The 15,561-nt window shown below is 74.1% G+C and carries 16 protein-coding genes; 9 read left to right on the top strand and 7 right to left on the bottom strand.

The annotated features are described in order from the left end of the window. Positions 1–9 precede the first annotated feature (9 nt). Together UQW22_RS00295 and UQW22_RS00290 are read right to left on the bottom strand one after the other, a co-directional pair. The gene (locus UQW22_RS00295; protein ID WP_407318850.1) at positions 10–552 is read right to left on the bottom strand and encodes a Clp protease N-terminal domain-containing protein; all 543 of its coding nucleotides are present in this window, start codon (positions 550–552) and stop codon (positions 10–12) included. Between the two features lie 2 nt (positions 553–554). Then, a complete protein-coding gene (locus UQW22_RS00290; RefSeq protein WP_407318848.1) occupies positions 555–758 on the bottom strand; it encodes a helix-turn-helix domain-containing protein in 204 nt (67 codons plus the stop codon). 223 nt (positions 759–981) lie between these two features. On the opposite strand from UQW22_RS00290, the gene sucC reads away from it, so the two are divergent. The 4 genes from sucC to purN all read left to right on the top strand — a co-directional run bounded on the left by sucC (position 982) and on the right by purN (position 5,125). Then, the gene (gene sucC / locus UQW22_RS00285) at positions 982–2,151 is read left to right on the top strand and encodes an ADP-forming succinate--CoA ligase subunit beta (RefSeq protein ID WP_407318847.1); all 1,170 of its coding nucleotides are present in this window, start codon (positions 982–984) and stop codon (positions 2,149–2,151) included. Positions 2,152–2,188: 37 nt separating this feature from the next. Further along, positions 2,189–3,085: a succinate--CoA ligase subunit alpha gene (gene sucD, locus UQW22_RS00280; RefSeq protein ID WP_407318845.1), complete on the top strand. Its 897-nt coding sequence runs from the start codon at positions 2,189–2,191 to the stop codon at positions 3,083–3,085. A 120-nt stretch (positions 3,086–3,205) separates the two neighbouring features. Further along, positions 3,206–4,471, top strand: a complete 1,266-nt coding sequence (locus UQW22_RS00275) for a DUF6350 family protein (protein ID WP_407318843.1) — start codon at positions 3,206–3,208, stop codon at positions 4,469–4,471. A gap of 9 nt (positions 4,472–4,480) precedes the next feature. After that, entirely contained in the window at positions 4,481–5,125 is a 645-nt protein-coding gene (gene purN, locus UQW22_RS00270) for a phosphoribosylglycinamide formyltransferase (RefSeq protein ID WP_407318841.1), read from the top strand. A 12-nt stretch (positions 5,126–5,137) separates the two neighbouring features. Here purN and UQW22_RS00265 read toward each other — a convergent pair whose 3' ends face one another. Both UQW22_RS00265 and UQW22_RS00260 read right to left on the bottom strand, forming a co-directional pair. Beyond that, positions 5,138–5,803: a hypothetical protein gene (locus UQW22_RS00265; protein WP_407318839.1), complete on the bottom strand. Its 666-nt coding sequence runs from the start codon at positions 5,801–5,803 to the stop codon at positions 5,138–5,140. Between the two features lie 11 nt (positions 5,804–5,814). Continuing rightward, positions 5,815–6,399 carry an ArsR/SmtB family transcription factor gene (locus UQW22_RS00260; RefSeq protein ID WP_407318837.1) on the bottom strand — a complete coding sequence of 195 codons (585 nt, stop codon included), beginning with the start codon at positions 6,397–6,399 and terminating at the stop codon, positions 5,815–5,817. A gap of 74 nt (positions 6,400–6,473) precedes the next feature. Between UQW22_RS00260 and UQW22_RS00255 the strand changes: the two genes are divergently transcribed. Then, entirely contained in the window at positions 6,474–7,742 is a 1,269-nt protein-coding gene (locus UQW22_RS00255; RefSeq protein WP_407318836.1) for an MFS transporter, read from the top strand. A gap of 107 nt (positions 7,743–7,849) precedes the next feature. On the opposite strand, the gene UQW22_RS00250 is transcribed toward UQW22_RS00255, so the two are convergent. After that, complete coding sequence (locus UQW22_RS00250) at positions 7,850–8,917, bottom strand: SDR family NAD(P)-dependent oxidoreductase (protein WP_407318834.1); 1,068 nt, start codon at positions 8,915–8,917, stop codon at positions 7,850–7,852. A gap of 65 nt (positions 8,918–8,982) precedes the next feature. Here UQW22_RS00250 and UQW22_RS00245 point away from each other — a divergent pair, with 65 nt between their 5' ends. Next, positions 8,983–9,570 (top strand): TetR family transcriptional regulator, encoded by a 588-nt coding sequence (locus UQW22_RS00245; protein ID WP_407318832.1) that lies wholly within the window; start codon positions 8,983–8,985, stop codon positions 9,568–9,570. Between the two features lie 159 nt (positions 9,571–9,729). Beyond that, the gene (gene purH, locus UQW22_RS00240; protein ID WP_407318830.1) at positions 9,730–11,373 is read left to right on the top strand and encodes a bifunctional phosphoribosylaminoimidazolecarboxamide formyltransferase/IMP cyclohydrolase; all 1,644 of its coding nucleotides are present in this window, start codon (positions 9,730–9,732) and stop codon (positions 11,371–11,373) included. An 18-nt stretch (positions 11,374–11,391) separates the two neighbouring features. Here purH and UQW22_RS00235 read toward each other — a convergent pair whose 3' ends face one another. Further along, entirely contained in the window at positions 11,392–12,684 is a 1,293-nt protein-coding gene (locus tag UQW22_RS00235; protein WP_407318829.1) for an NAD(P)/FAD-dependent oxidoreductase, read from the bottom strand. A 64-nt stretch (positions 12,685–12,748) separates the two neighbouring features. Between UQW22_RS00235 and UQW22_RS00230 the strand changes: the two genes are divergently transcribed. After that, positions 12,749–13,081 carry a DUF3017 domain-containing protein gene (locus UQW22_RS00230; protein ID WP_407318828.1) on the top strand — a complete coding sequence of 111 codons (333 nt, stop codon included), beginning with the start codon at positions 12,749–12,751 and terminating at the stop codon, positions 13,079–13,081. Between the two features lie 102 nt (positions 13,082–13,183). On the opposite strand, the gene UQW22_RS00225 is transcribed toward UQW22_RS00230, so the two are convergent. Then, on the bottom strand, positions 13,184–14,302 hold the full coding sequence (locus tag UQW22_RS00225; protein ID WP_407318827.1) for an aquaporin: 1,119 nt from the start codon (positions 14,300–14,302) through the stop codon (positions 13,184–13,186). A 238-nt stretch (positions 14,303–14,540) separates the two neighbouring features. Between UQW22_RS00225 and UQW22_RS00220 the strand changes: the two genes are divergently transcribed. Beyond that, complete coding sequence (locus UQW22_RS00220) at positions 14,541–15,527, top strand: malate dehydrogenase (protein ID WP_407318825.1); 987 nt, start codon at positions 14,541–14,543, stop codon at positions 15,525–15,527. Positions 15,528–15,561: the final 34 nt, after the last annotated feature.

Genomic DNA, 15,561 nt, shown 5'->3' with positions numbered 1-15,561 from the left:
CGACAAGCCTCAGGCGGCCCGTCGGTGCTCGACGGCGGACCGCAGCGTGGCCGTGTCGGTGCCCGCACCGTGCAGCGCGCGCTCGAGCAACCGGCCCGCGGGGCAGTCGGCGCGCAGGATCCCCAGCAGCAGGTGGCCGCCGCCGATGGTCCGGTCGCCGAGCCGGACCGCTTCGCGCAGCGCCAGCTCGAGAGCGGTCTTCGCGTCGGGGGCGAACGGGACGTGCCCCCTGCGGGTGCGATCGCCGGCGCGGTCGAGCGCACCGCGGCCGAACGTCGCGTCCGTCTGCTCCCGGACCGCCGTGAGGTCGATGCCCACGGCGGCGAGCGCTGCGGGATCGAGGTCCCCGGTGGTGAGCTCGCGCCGGGCCGCGGCGGCGACGGCGTCCGGGTCGAGCCCGACGTCCGCCAGCGCGGACGACGCCGGACCGGTGGCCTCGGCGAGCGCCACGAGCAGGTGCCGCGTGTCGATCGCGGTGGTGCGGGTCTGGCGCGCGACGAGCTGGGCCGCGACCACGGCGGACCGCGCCTCCTTGCTGAACCTCTCGAACATCGCTACCTCCGGTGCTTCTTGTTGACCGCCTGCTTGCTGACGCCGAGCTGGTCGGCGATCTCCTGCCACGACCACCCGAGCTCGCGGGCGCGCTGGACCTGCAGCGTCTCGAGCCGCTCGGCGAGCTCCCGGAGCGACCGGACGGCCCGGAGGCCCTGGGCGGGGTCGTCGCCGGACGCCGAGGCGAGGAGCGTCTGATCCGTCATGTGTCAACCCTGATTGACAACACGCCATCTGTCAACCTTGGTTGACGATCGGTCGGCGACCCGGGCCCTGTGGAATGGGTCACGGTCCGTGCGCGAATCCCCGACGGGCGTACCGTCGACGAGGTCCGGCGGGCTACTCTGGACAGGATGTCTTGACGTCGAGACATCGCTCAGGCCGGCCTCTGCCGACCCAGGGGCTCAACCGATGGAAGGACGCAGCAGGGTGGACCTGTTCGAATACCAGGCGCGCGACATCTTCGAGAAGCACGGCGTCCCCGTGCTGGGCGGCGTCGTCGCGACGACGCCCGACGAGGCCCGCGAGGGCGCAGAGAAGCTCGGCGGCGGGACCGTGGTCGTCAAGGCCCAGGTCAAGACCGGCGGTCGGGGCAAGGCGGGCGGCGTGAAGCTGGCGCACTCGCCCGACGAGGCCGCGCAGAAGGCCGAGGAGATCCTCGGCATGGACATCAAGGGCCACACCGTGCACCGCGTCATGGTGGCGGCCGGCGCGAAGATCGCCGAGGAGTTCTACTTCTCGGTGCTCCTGGACCGCTCGAACCGTAACTACCTGGCGATGTGCTCCGTCGAGGGCGGCGTCGAGATCGAGCAGCTCGCGGTCGAGCGCCCCGAGGCGCTCGCCAAGGTGGCCGTCGACCCGATCGTGGGCATCGACGAGGCCAAGGCCGCCGAGATCGTGGACGCGGCCGGCTTCGCCGAGGACCTCAAGGCCCCTGTCGCCGACGTCGTCCGCAAGCTCTGGACGGTCTTCACGGCCGAGGACGCCACCCTGGTCGAGGTGAACCCGCTCGTCCGCACCGAGGACGGCGCGATCATCGCCCTCGACGGCAAGGTCACCCTCGACGAGAACGCCTCCGAGGTGCGCCATCCGGACCACGAGGCGCTCGAGGACAAGGACGCGACCGACCCGCTCGAGGCCAAGGCCAAGGCGAACGGTCTCAACTACGTCAAGCTCGACGGCGAGGTCGGCATCATCGGCAACGGCGCGGGCCTGGTCATGAGCACGCTCGACGTGGTCGCCTACGCCGGCGAGGCGCACGGTGGCGTCAAGCCCGCGAACTTCCTCGACATCGGCGGCGGTGCGAACTCCCAGGTGATGGCCAACGGCCTGGACGTCATCCTCCACGACCCGCAGGTCAAGTCCGTGTTCGTCAACGTCTTCGGCGGCATCACCGCCTGCGACGAGGTCGCCAAGGGCATCGTCGGCGCGCTCGAGATCCTCGGCGACGAGGCCACCAAGCCGCTCGTCGTCCGCCTCGACGGCAACAACGTCGCCCTCGGACGCCAGATCCTGGCCGACGCGAACCACCCGCTCGTCACCCTCGCCGAGACCATGGACGGCGGCGCCGAGAAGGCCGCCGAGCTGGCCAACGCCTGACCGCCGCCGGACCTGAGAGAGCAGAGACAAGAACACCATGTCGATCTACCTGAACTCCGACTCCAAGATCATCGTCCAGGGCATCACCGGCGGGATGGGTGCCAAGCACACCGCCCTGATGCTCGACTCGGGCGCGCAGATCGTGGGCGGCGTCAACGCCCGCAAGGCCGGGACCACCGTCGAGCACAAGGACCGCGACGGCAACGACGTCACCCTGCCCGTGTTCGGCACCGTCAAGGAGGCCATGGCCGAGACCGGGGCCAACGTCTCCGTGCTGTTCGTGCCGCCGGCCTTCACCAAGGACGCGGCGATCGAGGCCGTCGACGCCGAGATGCCGCTCATCGTGGTCATCACGGAGGGCGTGCCGGTCCAGGACACCGCCGAGGTGTGGGCCTACCTGCAGGGCAAGAAGACCCGCATGATCGGGCCGAACTGCCCAGGCATCATCACCCCGGGCGAGTCGCTCGCGGGCATCACCCCGCACACCATCACGGGCAAGGGCCCGGTCGGCCTGGTCTCGAAGTCGGGCACGCTGACCTACCAGATGATGTACGAGCTCAAGGACTTCGGCTTCTCCACCGCCATCGGCATCGGCGGCGACCCGATCGTCGGCACCACCCACATCGACGCGCTCGAGGCCTTCGAGAACGACCCGGAGACCCAGGCGATCGTCATGATCGGCGAGATCGGCGGCGACGCGGAGGAGCGCGCGGCGGCGTACATCAAGGAGCACGTCACCAAGCCGGTCGTCGGCTACGTCGCGGGCTTCACCGCCCCGGAGGGCAAGACGATGGGTCACGCCGGTGCGATCGTGTCCGGCTCGGCCGGCACCGCGCAGGCCAAGAAGGAGGCCCTCGAGGCCGTCGGCGTCAAGGTCGGCAAGACGCCGTCCGAGACGGCCGAGCTCATGCGGGAGATCCTGCAGAACGCCTGAGCCCGCACCGCACGACCACGCCCGCCCGTCCGGACCTCCGGACCGGCGGGCGTCGTCGTCCCCGGCGGTTCCACGGCGTGGGACGACGGCGAGGCATCCCTCCCGGGGGACCATGGGGCCGTGAACGCAGCACCCCGGACAGGTACCGCCCGTGTCGTCGAGCCGCGGACGTCCGGGCACGGGCGACTGCGGGAGCGTCTCGCCCTCGGTTCCAGCGGGGTGTGGGCCGCGGTGCAGTCGGTCGGCCTGTCGTACACGGTGGTCGCCCTGCTCGCGGTGGTCGCCGTCCTGGACGCCCCCTCGGCCTCGGGGGCCGACGGCGGGCTCGGCGCGGGGGTCGCCGTCGCCACGGGGATGTGGTTGCTCGGGCACGGGGTGCCCCTGTCAGCCGCCGGGACGACCGTGACGGTCGTGCCGCTCGGCATCACCGCGCTGGTGCTCTTCACCCTGCACGTGGCGGCCAAGCGGTCCGCCGTGCCGACCCTCGCGGCGTGGGTCGCGGGAACGCTCACCTACGCCACGGTCACCACGGCCCTGGCCCTCGCCCTCGACGTCGTCGGGGGCGCGGCGGCCGCCCGCGGTGCCGGGGAGGTGCTGGTCCAGGTGGGTGCCGCCGTCGTCGGGGGAGCGGTCGTCGGTGGCGGAGGGCTCGCGCTCGGCATGTTCTCCGCGCCGGACGGTCCCCTCCTGGCCGGCCTGGCCCCGCGGATGAACCCCTACCTGCCCGACACGCTGCGTCTGGGGATGCGGGGCGCCGTCGTGGGCGTGAGCGTCCTGCTCGGGCTGGGGGCCCTGCTCGCCGGGACGTGGGCGGTGCTCGGGCGGGAGACCGCTGCGGCTCTGGCGGCCGGTCTCGGTCCGAGCTGGCTCGGGTCGGTCCTGCTCGGCCTGGCGCAGGCTGCCCTCGCGCCCAACCTCGTGGTGTGGGCGACGGCGTGGCTCGCCGGCCCCGGCTTCGCCGTGGGGCACGGGAGCACGTTCTCCCCGGTGCTGACCGAGTCGGGGCCGCTGCCGGCCGTGCCGCTCCTGGGGCTGCTGCCGGGCGAGTCGTGGTCGATGCCAGTCGCCGCATGGGCGCCGGTGCTCGTCGTGGCGTGCGGCGCCGTCGGCGGCTGGTTCGCCTGGGGCCGGCTGGAACCGAGCCTGGTGCGCGTCCGCGACGTGGCCTGGGTCCTGGGGGGCGTGGTGCTCGCGGCCGGTGCGATCACGGCGGGCCTGCAGTGGGCCGCCGGCGGGAGCGCGGGCGCCGGGGTGCTCGCGCTCGTGGGTGCCGACGTGTGGGTGACCGCCGGCCTGGTCGCGGCGGAGATCGGCGCTGGTGCCGCCGTCGTGCTGGCCTGCTGCCTGCTGGTGGCACGTCGTCGCACCGGTGCACCCGCGACGTAGGGTGGGGCCGTGCAGACCCCTTCCGGACATCTCGTGGAACCGGCGCTCGGTGCGCGTCTCGTCGTCCTCGCCTCCGGCGGCGGGTCCAACCTGGCCGCGCTGCTCGCGGCCCACGAGGACCCGGCCTACGGCGCCCGCGTCGTCGGCGTCGTCTCGGACAAGCCGGGTGCCGGCGCCCTCGACCTGGCGCGCCAGGCGGGGATCCCCTCCGTCGTGGTCGCCCCGTCCGACTTCGCCGACCGGGACGCGTGGAACGACGGGGTGCGGGAGGCCGTCGAGGTCTTCCGGCCCGACTGGGTGGTGCTCGCCGGGTTCATGCGCATCCTCGCGCCGTCGTTCCTCGACCGGTTCAGGGGGCGGGTGGTCAACACCCATCCCGCCCTGCTCCCCTCGTTCCCGGGGGCGCACGGGGTGCGCGACGCCCTGGCCTACGGGGTCCGGGTGACCGGCTGCACCGTGCACGTCGTGGACGACGGTGTCGACACCGGCCCGATCATCGCCCAGACCGCGGTGCCCGTGCTGGACGACGACGACGAGGGGACGCTGCACGAGCGGATCAAGGTCGCCGAGCGGGCGCTGCTCGTCGAGACCGTCGGGCGCGCCGCGCGCGAGGGGCTGCGTGTCGAGGGGCGCCAGGCCGTCGTCGGCGCCTGACTCCGTGAGCCGTCAGGGCTGCGTCGGGTCCGGGTAGGCCTGGAAGCGGTCGCTCCCCGTGCCGACGTCGACGCTGACCCAGACCTCGTGGCCGGCGGGAAGCGCGGCACGGTCGGGCAGCGCCGACACCGCCGACCGCACCTCGTCGCGGAGGGCGAGCTCGTCGTCGGGCCCGTCGCTCAGGAACGCCGTGGCCTCGCGGGCGGCCTCGACCGGGTCGTCCCCCTCCGGGTGGAGGAGCTCGAAGCTGCGCCCGCTGACGACGCGCGTCGCAGGTGTGGCCGCTGGGAGGTCGAGTGCCGCGGCGTGCAGGAAGACGGCGACGGTCTCGTCGTCCGGCCACCCGGACAGCGGGTCCAGGATGGTGGTGCCGAGCGTGGCGGACATCGAGACGTAGCGGGTGTCCGCGGCGAACCGGCTGAGGGCCGTGAGCTGCTCGGCGGTGACGTCGTCACTCAGCGTGGCGTGCAGCTGTGGGCGCAGCGGACTGTCGCCGTGGGCCGCTGCCCGGTCGACGCCGGGCAGGGCCTCGACCTCGGCCAGGTGCCTGTCGAGATCCTGCTCGGGTGAGGAGTACCAGCGGTACCCGAGCGCGGCGGCCAGGGCGCAGAGCGCCAGGAGGCCGACGGTGAGCAGGACGACGTGGCGAGGCCGCAGGCGGCTCCGGGAGGGTGGCATCGCAGGTCAACCTACCGGTCGGTGTCCTCGGTCTCCCCGGTCTCCTCATGGCGCGGCCCCAGAGCCATCAACAGCTGGTAGACCTCGCGCGGCTCGGCAGGGTGGGCGCGCGCGGTCTCGAACGCCTGGTCGGTCCATCGCTCCTGGAAGGCCACCAGCTCCTCGGCGAACTGCTCGGCCTGCGTCGCCGTGAGCGGAAGGTTGTTGACCAGCAGGAGACGGTGGTGCCCGTCGTCGTCGGGCCGCCGTCCTGCCGAGGCCCGGGCGACGAGGTGCTGCAGCCATGCGGTCGCGGGCCGCATCGCCTCGTCGGCCGCGCCGGGAGTCTCCGGGTCGACCTGGTAGGACCTGGCCACGTTGCGCCACACGCGGTCGCGCTTGTCCCGCGCGTGCTCAGGCGCCTCGACGACCATCCCCGCCTTCGCCAGCGTGCGCAGGTGGAAGCTGACGGAGTTGGCGGGCTCGCCGATGGCGCGGGCGAGGTCGGCGGCACGAGCGTGCTCCATCACCATGAGCTGCAGCAGGATGCGCTGCCGCACGGGGTGCGCGACCGCCTTCAGGGCCTCCGGGCTCTGCACCAGGAACATCTCGTCCATGGCGGACCATGCTAGCAACGACACTTGCGCAAGAGAGATTGCGCAATTAGCAGTGCGCAACTACTGTTGCGGGTATGGCGACACGAACGGACCAGGCCTCGGTGGTCCAGCCCCCGAGCCTCCTGCGCAACCGCTCCTACCTGCTGGTCATGACGGGGCTCACCACGGAGGCGCTCGGCGCAGGGATCGCCGCGTTCGCGGTCCCGCTGCTCGCCCTCGCCCTGACGGGATCGGTCTGGCAGGCCGGGGTGATCACCGCCGTCGGGCACGCGGGCGGGCTGCTCGCCGCCCTGCCGGCCGGCGTCGTGGCGGACCGCGCGGACCGTCGTCGGCTCATCGTGGTCACCGCCGGGTTCGCCGCCGTGGCCTGGGCGAGCGCCGCCGCCGCCGGGTTGTCCGGCGCGCTGACCGCCGTGCACCTCACCGCCGTGCTGCTCGTGTCGTCCGTCGCGGGAGCGTTCGTCGAACCGTCGGTCGCCGGTGCCTTCCGCTCGGTGGTGCCTCCTCAGCAGCTCCCGACGGTGTACGCGGCCTCCCAGGGTCGCGACGCGGCGGCCGGCCTCGTCGCCGGGCCGGTGGGCGGCGTGCTGTACGGCATCGCGCACGCCGCGCCGCTCGTCGCCGGTGCCGTGGGGCACCTGGCCACCGCGGTGTGCACCTGGCTCGTCCGCGAGCCGCTCCACGCCGACACCGCCGAGGCGCGCCGGACCCACCCGGTCGCCGCGCTGCGCGAAGGGCTGAGGTACGTCTGGTCGGTGCCGCTCTTCCGGGTGTGCCTCGGCCTTTTCGTCGTCGTCAACATCACGCTGACCGGGATGCTGCTGGCCATCACGCTGTCGCTCGCCGCCGGCGGCACCTCGGCGGCCGGGATCGGGGTGCTGTCCGGCGTCATCGGGGTGTCGATGGTGCTCGGCGCGGTGCTCGCCCCGTCGCTGGTCGCGCGGGTGCGCGTCGGGCTGCTGGTGCCGGTCGCGCTCGCCCTCGTGGCGTCCGCGGCGGTAGTGATGGCCGTGGGGCAGACGTACGTCGTCTACCTCGTCGCCCTGGGGCTCGGCACCGTGCTCGTGCCCGCGGCCAACTCCGGACTCGCCGGCTACGCGGCGGCGATCACCCCGCCGCAGCTGCAGGGTCGGTTCGCCTCGGTGATGGACCTGACCGTGGTGATCGCCCTGCCGGTCGCGCCGCTGGTGGGCAGCGGCCTCCTCGCCGGGTGGGGGATCGGGCCGGCGCTCGTCGTGCTCGCGTCGCTCCTGGGCGCGACCGTCGTCGCGGTCTGGTGCGCCCGGCCGGTACGGCGCATCGGACTGCCGCCCACCTGGGCCGACGACGTGATCACCACCTGACCCCACCCGACCCCGCGCTGTGGGTATGAAATCTCCAGTTCTGAGTGACCCAGAACTGGAGATTTCATACCCACAGCGCGGGGTCAGGGGGGCGTGGGGGCGCGGCGTCAGGCCGCGGACCAGCCGCCGTCCGAGGTGACGACCTGGCCGTTGGCGTTGGTCGAGTCGGTCGAGAGCAGGAACGTGATCGACGCCGAGAGCTGCTCCGGCATCGCGATGTCCGCCATGATGCCCATCGCCGACTGCACCCGGCCCATGCCGAACTCGTCGACGTCGCGCGGCTGCATGCCCGTGGCGACGCCGCCCGGGGCGACGGCGTTCACCCGGACGCCGGTGCCGGTGTACATGAAGGCGGCGTTCTTCGTCGGGCCGACCACGGCGTGCTTGGAAGTCGTGTAGGCGGCACCCGACGCGGAGCCGCGCAGGCCTGCCTCGGAGGCGACGTTGACGATCCGGCCCTCGGCCGCCTCGAGCATCCCGGGGACGACGGCGCGCATCAGCTTCATCGTGCCGGTGACGTTGACGGCGAAGACCTTCTCCCACGTGGTGTCGTCCACGGTGTGCACGGCGGCGAAGCGGTCCATGACCCCCGCGACGTTCGCCAGGGCGTGGACCCGGTCGCCAGCCGCCGCCAGGATCTCGGCGACGGCGGTGTCGTCGGTGATGTCCGCGACGACGGGAACGACGGGGGTGGGCGCCCCGGCGTCGTGGAGCTCCGTGGCCAGCTCCTCCAGGCCGGCGCGGGTCATGTCGACCGCGACGACCTGGCCGCCCTCGCGCGCGACGCGTGACGCCGTTGCGCGACCGATGCCGGAGGCGGCCCCGGTGACGATCACCGTCTGTCCGGCGAACCTGCCGGGCGAGACGGACTCGACCCATTCGGCGGGCTCCGCGGCCGCGTGCTCGGAGGTGCTCGCGGCGGCGGTACCGGTGGATGCCGCGGTGGAACCGCCGCCGGCCCGGAGCTCGGCCGCGCGGGCGACGAGGGCCTCGGCGTCCTCGGCGGAGAACTTGCCCCGCGAGAGCTTGACCAGCTTGGCGAGGCTGAGCCGGCGGGCCGGCGCCAGCGAGCCGACGCTCGCGTCGGCCTCCGTCAGCATCTCGGTCAGCGCCTGCTCCCCGACGGGGTCGGCGAGCCACTGCGCGACGGTGTTCTTCAGGGTCAGGTCGGACATGGTGACGCACTTCCTCCGGTCGAACCGGACATGCCTGTCCGGTTCTCTCCGCCTAAGGTAGCACCGTGAGCACCTCCGCAGGCGGGACGTCGCGCCGCGCGAACCCCGGGCCGCAGGCGGCCGCCCGGAACCGCGCGGCACTGCTCGCCGCCGCCCGCGAGATCTTCGCCGAGCACGGGTCCCACGCGCCGCTCAACGCCGTCGCCCGCCGGGCAGGGGTCGGGCAGGGCAGCCTCTACCGGCACTTCCCGGACCGCATCGCACTCGTGCTCACACTCTTCGAGGAACAGGTCAGCACGGTCGAGGAGATCGCCCGCGACCCCGGCGTCACGCTCGCCGACCTGCTCGGCCTGGTCACGCGCCACGCCATCGAGTCCGTGGTGAGCATCGACGTCGCCTCGGCGGCACCCGAGAGGCGCCCCGACCCGCGACTCATGGACCTGCGCGAGCGGACCGCCGTCGTCCTCGGCTCCCGCCTCGAGCGTGCCCTCGCGGACGGTGAGGTGCGGCCCGGCACCACCGTCGACGACGTGCTGCTCGCCGTCGAGATGGTCGCCGCCGCCCTCACCCGGCGCCCGGCGGCCGACCGCGAGGCCTATGCCGCGCGAGCCTGGCAGCTCCTCGGGATGAAGGTGAACGTCCCCGGCCGGTAGGATCGGGCCCGGTCGTGACTGGCGAGGGTGGACAACCACCGGGGAGCGACCGATCCGGTCACGGCCCGCGCCGCGGCTCCGCCCGACCGGACCACCGTGCGCACCGCCCGCCTGGGTGCCAGGGTTTCCACGAGAGCCACCACCCGAGGAGACCACACGATGTCCGGCGCCCCCGCAGTCCCCACGTCACCCGACGTCCAGCTCGCCGACGACGCGCGCCGCCCGGTGCGGCGCGCCCTGCTGAGCGTCTACGACAAGACGGGCCTGGTCGAGCTCGCCACCGCCCTGCACGCCGCGGGCGTCGAGCTGGTCTCCACCGGCTCCACCGCGACCCGGATCGCCGAGGCCGGGGTGCCCGTCACCCGCGTCGAGGACCTCACCGGGTTCCCCGAGTGCCTCGAGGGGCGCGTCAAGACGCTGCACCCCCGGGTGCACGCCGGCATCCTGGCGGACACCCGCAAGGAGGACCACCTGCGTCAGCTCGCGGACCTCAAGATCGACGCCTTCGAGCTCGTCGTGGTCAACCTCTACCCGTTCGCGGAGACGGTCGCGTCCGGCGCCGCACCGGACGCCGTGGTCGAGCAGATCGACATCGGCGGGCCGTCCATGGTCCGGGCCGCCGCGAAGAACCACCCGAGCGTCGCCGTCGTCGTCGACCCCGCGCGGTACGACGACGTCGCCGCGGCCGTCCGGGACGGCGGCTTCACCTTCGCCCAGCGCAAGCGCCTCGCCGCCGCGGCGTTCGCGCACACCGCCACCTACGACGTCGCCGTTTCCGCCTGGTTCGCCGCGGCGTACGCACCGGACGAGACCGCGACCGAGTCCGGGATGCCCGACGTCACCGGTGCCACCTGGGAGCGCAGCGACGTGCTGCGCTACGGCGAGAACCCGCACCAGCATGCGGCGCTGTACGCCCGCACGGACGGCGCGACCGGGCTGGCCCAGGCCACCCAGCTGCACGGCAAGGCGATGAGCTACAACAACTACGTGGACGCCGACGCCGCCTGGCGGGCCGCGCACGACCACCCCGAGCCGGCGGTGGCGATCATCAAGCACGCCAACCCGTGCGGTATCGCCGTCGGCGACGACGTCGCCCAGGCGCACGCCCGCGCGCACGAGACCGACCCCGTCTCGGCCTACGGCGGCGTCATCGCCGCGAACCGGGTGGTCACCCGCGCCGCGGCCGAACAGATCTCCCCGGTCTTCACGGAGGTCGTCGTCGCCCCGGGCTTCGAGCCCGAGGCGCTCGAGGTGCTGCAGGCCAAGAAGAACATCCGCCTGCTCACCGTGGCGGAACCGCCGTCGGCGCCGGTCGAGACGCGCCCGATCTCCGGCGGCCTGCTCGTGCAGTCGGTCGACCGCCTAAAGGCCGACGGCGACGACCCGGCGTCCTGGACCCTCGCCGCCGGCGCCCCGGCCGACGAAGCCACGCTCGCGGACCTCGCCTTCGCCTGGCGCGCGGTGCGGGCGGCCAAGTCGAACGCCATCCTGCTCGCCGACGGCGGCGCCGCCGTCGGCATCGGCATGGGACAGGTCAACCGGGTGGACTCCTGCCGGCTGTCGGTCGAGCGGGCGAACACGCTGGCCGACGGCGAGTCGGGTCCGGTCGAGCGGGCCCGCGGCGCGGTCGCCGCGTCCGACGCCTTCTTCCCGTTCGCCGACGGCCTGCAGGTGCTGCTCGACGCCGGGATCCGCGCCGTCGTCCAGCCCGGCGGGTCCATCCGCGACGAGGAGGTCGTCGCCGCGGCCGAGGCGGCCGGCGTGACGATGTACCTCACCGGGACCCGCCACTTCGCCCACTGAGGCGTCCCGCGCCGGGGATCAGGCGCGCAGGGCGTCGCGCAGCCTGATCGTGGCGTCGGCGGCCGCCGTCAGGTCGAGGTGCGCCGGGCCGGGACCGTTGAAGGCCCGGCGCACCGCACCGACGTCGCGGGGGGAGTCGACCAGCAGCACGGCCCGGACGACGGCGGAGCCTGCCGTCCCGCCGCCTGCTGCCGGCCCTGTCCAGAACGCCGCCCACGGGCCGTCACCGGGGGTCCCGCGCCACACCGACGGCGCTCCGGTCGGCAGGCCGAACAGGGCCAGGTCGTGGTCGAGCTGACGGGAGAACACGTACGGGGCGTGCGCCGGCGCCGGCTCGACGCCCAGCGCGGCCCGGGCCACGAGGTCCGGGTCGTGCAGCGCGGCCGACCAGTGGCCCCCCGGGACCCGGCCGAGGACCGGGTGCGGCCGCGAGGCGACGTCCCCGACGGCCCGCACCCCGGGCACCCCGGGCACGGCGCCACCCGCGTCGACCAGCAGCGCACCCACCGGGTCGAACACCTCCGGCGGCAGGCTCTCGCGCAACCACCCCGTGGCCGGACGGGCGCCGACCGCCGCCAGCACGACGTCGGCCGGCACGTGCTCGCCCGAGGCGAGCGTGACACCGTCCCGTCGCACCGCTGCCGCGGCGGACCCCAGCCGCAGCCGGGCACCGGCCGCCGCGTACCAGGGGACGAGGTGCGCGCCGACCTCGACGCCGAGCTGACGGGCCAGGGGCGCGGCGTCGGCCTCCAGCACGGTGACGTCCGCACCGGCCCCCGCGGCCACGCCGGCGATCTCCGCGCCGATCCACCCGGCGCCGACCACCACGCACCGGCCACCGGGGCGCAGGCCGGTGCGCAGCCGCTCGGCGTCGGCGGCCGTGTGCAGCACCTCCGCCTCCCAGCCGACCGGCAGGACCGGCCGCGACCCGCAGGCCAGCACGACCAGGTCGGCGCTGATCGAGCGTCCGGAGCGGGTGGCCACCACCGGTCCGGGGTGCAGCGCGGTGGCCGGGTCGGCGAGGTGGACCTCGTCGGCGAGGGAGTCCAGGTCGATGCCGAGGTCGTCGCGCAACCACAGCGGCTCCCGGCGCGTCAGGAGCTCCTTGGACAGCGGGGGCCGGTCGTAGGGCGGCAGACCCTCCTCGCCGAGCACCGTCAGGTGGCCGGCGAACCCGTGGGCGCGGAGTGCGGTGGCCGTCTGCGCACCGGCCAGACCCGCCCCCACCACGACGACGGAGCGCGGCACGCCCTCAGGAGCGTCGGGGAGGTCGGTGGGTGGTGTCGGGCGGGAGTCGTTCGTGGCGGGCACGTGCCCAACCTACGACGTGTCCGACCGACGACGAGCGCGGCACCGGCCGGGTAGGCTCGTCGACGTGGTTCCTGAAGCCGACGCGCACGCGCAGCCGCACTGGCACGCCGTCGACGCCGTCACGCCCGACCGGGTGCGCACGCCGCGCAGCCCCGTGCCGGCGATCCTCGTGGTCCTGTCCGGCATCCTGCTCGCCGTGCTGGTGGCCCTCGTGGTCGGCGCGCGGCTCGGTTCCCTGACGATCGCCGCGACGCTCGCGGTCGCCGGCGCCTGGCGTGCGACGTCGTCGTCGGGACCCGTCGGCCTGGCCATCCGCAGCCGGGGGTTCGACGTGTTCCTGTGCTGGTCGGTGGCGAGCGTGATCGGGGTGCTGGCGCTCACGGCGCCTGGGGTGTGATCTTCTTCGGACGTCGGCCGAAGGGCAGGGGTCGTCCCCGGCTTCTCGTGCGGTCCCTCCCGCGAACGGCCCGGCGGGGTCCGCCGCGGGAGGGGCGGGCGGTCAGGGGCGGGCTGGGGGAGTCGGCTCGTCCGTGTCCGTGTCCGTGTCCGTGTCCGTGTCCGTGGCGTCGGACTCGGTCTTCTCGGTGACCTCGGCGGCCTCCACGACCTCGGGTTCGGAGGCCGTGGGCTCCGCGGCGGGCTCGGTGGCGGTGTCCGCCACGACCGTGGTCTCCTCGACGACCTCGGTCTCCTCGACCTCCGTCGGGGCGACGGCCTCGTCGGCGACCGCCTTGGCAGCCGCCGTCTCCGCCACCTCCTCCAGCGTGCCCTCGGTCGGGTAGGTGGCCGTGCCCGGCTGCTCCTCCCAGCCCTCGTCCAGCGTGACCTGCGGCACCGGGGCGAACGCGCGCGCGAAGAGCGCGGCCAGTGCCGCACCGGCGAGCGGGGCGACGAAGAACAGCCAGAGCTGGCGGCCGGCGCCGCCCTCGGCCCAGGCGTCGGGGGAGATCACCGAGGCGAGCGAGCGGGCCGGGTTGAACGACGTGTTCGTGACGGGCCACGAGATGATGTGCAGCGCCGCGAGCGTCAGGCCGATGACGACCGGTGCATAGGCGACCTTGGCGCGCTTGTTCGTCACGGCGAGGATGACGCCGACGAACACCGCGGCGATGAGCACCTCGACGATCGCGGCGGTCGCGAGGTCGAACGTGGCCTGGCCCTGCGTGAGGGTGTTCAGCGGCGAGTGGTCGCCGTAGCCGTTGGCCGTGGCGGCGAGCACCTCGCCGGCGGAGGCGGAACCGACCAGCGGCGGGAACGAGTCCGGGATGATGAGCAGCAGGAGCGCGCCGCAGGCCGCGGCCCCCACGAGCTGGGCGACCCAGTAGGGCACGAGGTCGACCCAGCTGGACCGGCCGGCGAGCGTGAGCCCGAAGGTCACCGCCGGGTTGAAGTGGCCGCCCGAGAGGTGGCCGAGGCCGGCGATCACGGCGATGAGCGCGATGCCCCCGGCCAGCGCCACCGTGATGATCTGCCCGCCGTTGAGCGCGTTGAACGTCGCCGTGCCGACGATGCCGAGCACCAGCACGAAGGTGCCGAACGCCTCCACGCACATGCGCGTGAAGAGCCGTGGCACCGGCGCGGCCTCGAGGTCGGTCTGTGTCGCGGTTGCCTGGGACATGGAGGTCCTTTGCTGGTCGTCGGGTGAAGGTCTCGTCGCGCCCTGTGGGCGCGGCGGCGATGCTGGCACCGGTTCCTGTGAGTCCCCTGAGCCTTCCGACTCCCCGAGTCCCAGGTCACAGCGCGGCCCCTCGGGGCACGCTACCGGCTCGCGCCCGCTGCGGCAGCCCACCGCGCCGCACGATGACGACGCAGGCCCAGGGGGTGACGGCTCGGGCCGGGTGCGCGAGAGTAGGGCCATGACGACACCTGTGAACGTGACCGTGACCGGGGCCGCCGGTCAGATCGGCTACGCGCTGCTGTTCCGGATCGCTTCCGGCGCGATGCTCGGCCCGCACACCCCCGTGCGCCTGCGTCTGCTCGAGATCCCGCAGGCCGTGCGGGCCGCCGAGGGCACGGCGATGGAGCTCGACGACTGCGCGTTCCCGCTGCTGGACGGCATCGATATCCACGACGACCCGGCCGCGGGCTTCGCCGGCACCAACCTCGCCCTGCTGGTCGGCGCTCGCCCCCGGGGCCCCGGGATGGAGCGTGCGGACCTGCTGGAGGCCAACGGCGGCATCTTCGGCCCGCAGGGCAAGGCGATCAACGACGGCGCCGCCGAGGACGTCCGCGTGCTGGTGGTCGGCAACCCCGCGAACACCAACGCGCTCATCGCCGCCGCGCACGCCCCAGACGTCCCGGCGGCGAGGTTCACCGCGATGACCCGGCTCGACCACAACCGCGCCCTGTCGCAGGTGGCGCACAAGGCCGGGGTGCCGGTGGCGGACGTCCGGCGCCTGGCGATCTGGGGCAACCACTCCGCCACGCAGTACCCCGACCTGTTCCACGCGGACGTCGCGGGCACCCCCGGCGGCACCCTGACCGCCGACACGGCCTGGCTCACCGAGGACTTCATCCCCACGGTGGCCAAGCGGGGTGCAGCGATCATCGACGCCCGCGGCGCGTCGTCGGCGGCCTCGGCCGCGAACGCCGCCGTCGACCACACCCGTGACTGGGTGCTCGGGACGCCCGAGGGTGACTGGACCAGCGCGGGCGTGGTGTCGAAGGGCGAGTACGGCGTGCCCGAGGGGCTCGTGTGCTCGTTCCCCGTGACGTCGTCGGGCGGCGACTGGCAGGTCGTGGAAGGGCTGGAGATCGACGACTTCTCGCGCGAGCGGATCGACGCGAGCGTCGCCGAGCTGACGGCGGAGCGCGACGCCGTGCGGAGCCTCGGGCTGGTCTGAGCCCGGCCCGGGCCGCACCTGTCCGGGAAACACG

Source organism: Isoptericola halotolerans (genome assembly GCF_045689585.1).
Classification (GTDB): domain Bacteria; phylum Actinomycetota; class Actinomycetes; order Actinomycetales; family Cellulomonadaceae; genus Isoptericola; species Isoptericola halotolerans_B.
Note: the sequence above shows the minus strand (reverse complement) of the source record. Positions and strands in the feature narration are given on the sequence as shown.

What these genes read in the sequence shown, in the direction of transcription:
- purH (WP_407318830.1), top strand. Translation starts at nt 9,730, where the DNA reads ATGTCCGGCGCCCCCGCAGTCCCCACGTCACCCGACGTCCAGCTCGCC.
- UQW22_RS00220 (WP_407318825.1), top strand. Translation starts at nt 14,541, where the DNA reads ATGACGACACCTGTGAACGTGACCGTGACCGGGGCCGCCGGTCAGATC.
- UQW22_RS00265 (WP_407318839.1), bottom strand. Translation starts at nt 5,803, where the DNA reads ATGCCACCCTCCCGGAGCCGCCTGCGGCCTCGCCACGTCGTCCTGCTC.
- UQW22_RS00290 (WP_407318848.1), bottom strand. Translation starts at nt 758, where the DNA reads ATGACGGATCAGACGCTCCTCGCCTCGGCGTCCGGCGACGACCCCGCC.
- UQW22_RS00295 (WP_407318850.1), bottom strand. Translation starts at nt 552, where the DNA reads ATGTTCGAGAGGTTCAGCAAGGAGGCGCGGTCCGCCGTGGTCGCGGCC.
- UQW22_RS00255 (WP_407318836.1), top strand. Translation starts at nt 6,474, where the DNA reads ATGGCGACACGAACGGACCAGGCCTCGGTGGTCCAGCCCCCGAGCCTC.
- UQW22_RS00225 (WP_407318827.1), bottom strand. Translation starts at nt 14,302, where the DNA reads ATGTCCCAGGCAACCGCGACACAGACCGACCTCGAGGCCGCGCCGGTG.
- UQW22_RS00260 (WP_407318837.1), bottom strand. Translation starts at nt 6,399, where the DNA reads ATGGACGAGATGTTCCTGGTGCAGAGCCCGGAGGCCCTGAAGGCGGTC.
- sucD (WP_407318845.1), top strand. Translation starts at nt 2,189, where the DNA reads ATGTCGATCTACCTGAACTCCGACTCCAAGATCATCGTCCAGGGCATC.
- UQW22_RS00250 (WP_407318834.1), bottom strand. Translation starts at nt 8,917, where the DNA reads ATGTCCGACCTGACCCTGAAGAACACCGTCGCGCAGTGGCTCGCCGAC.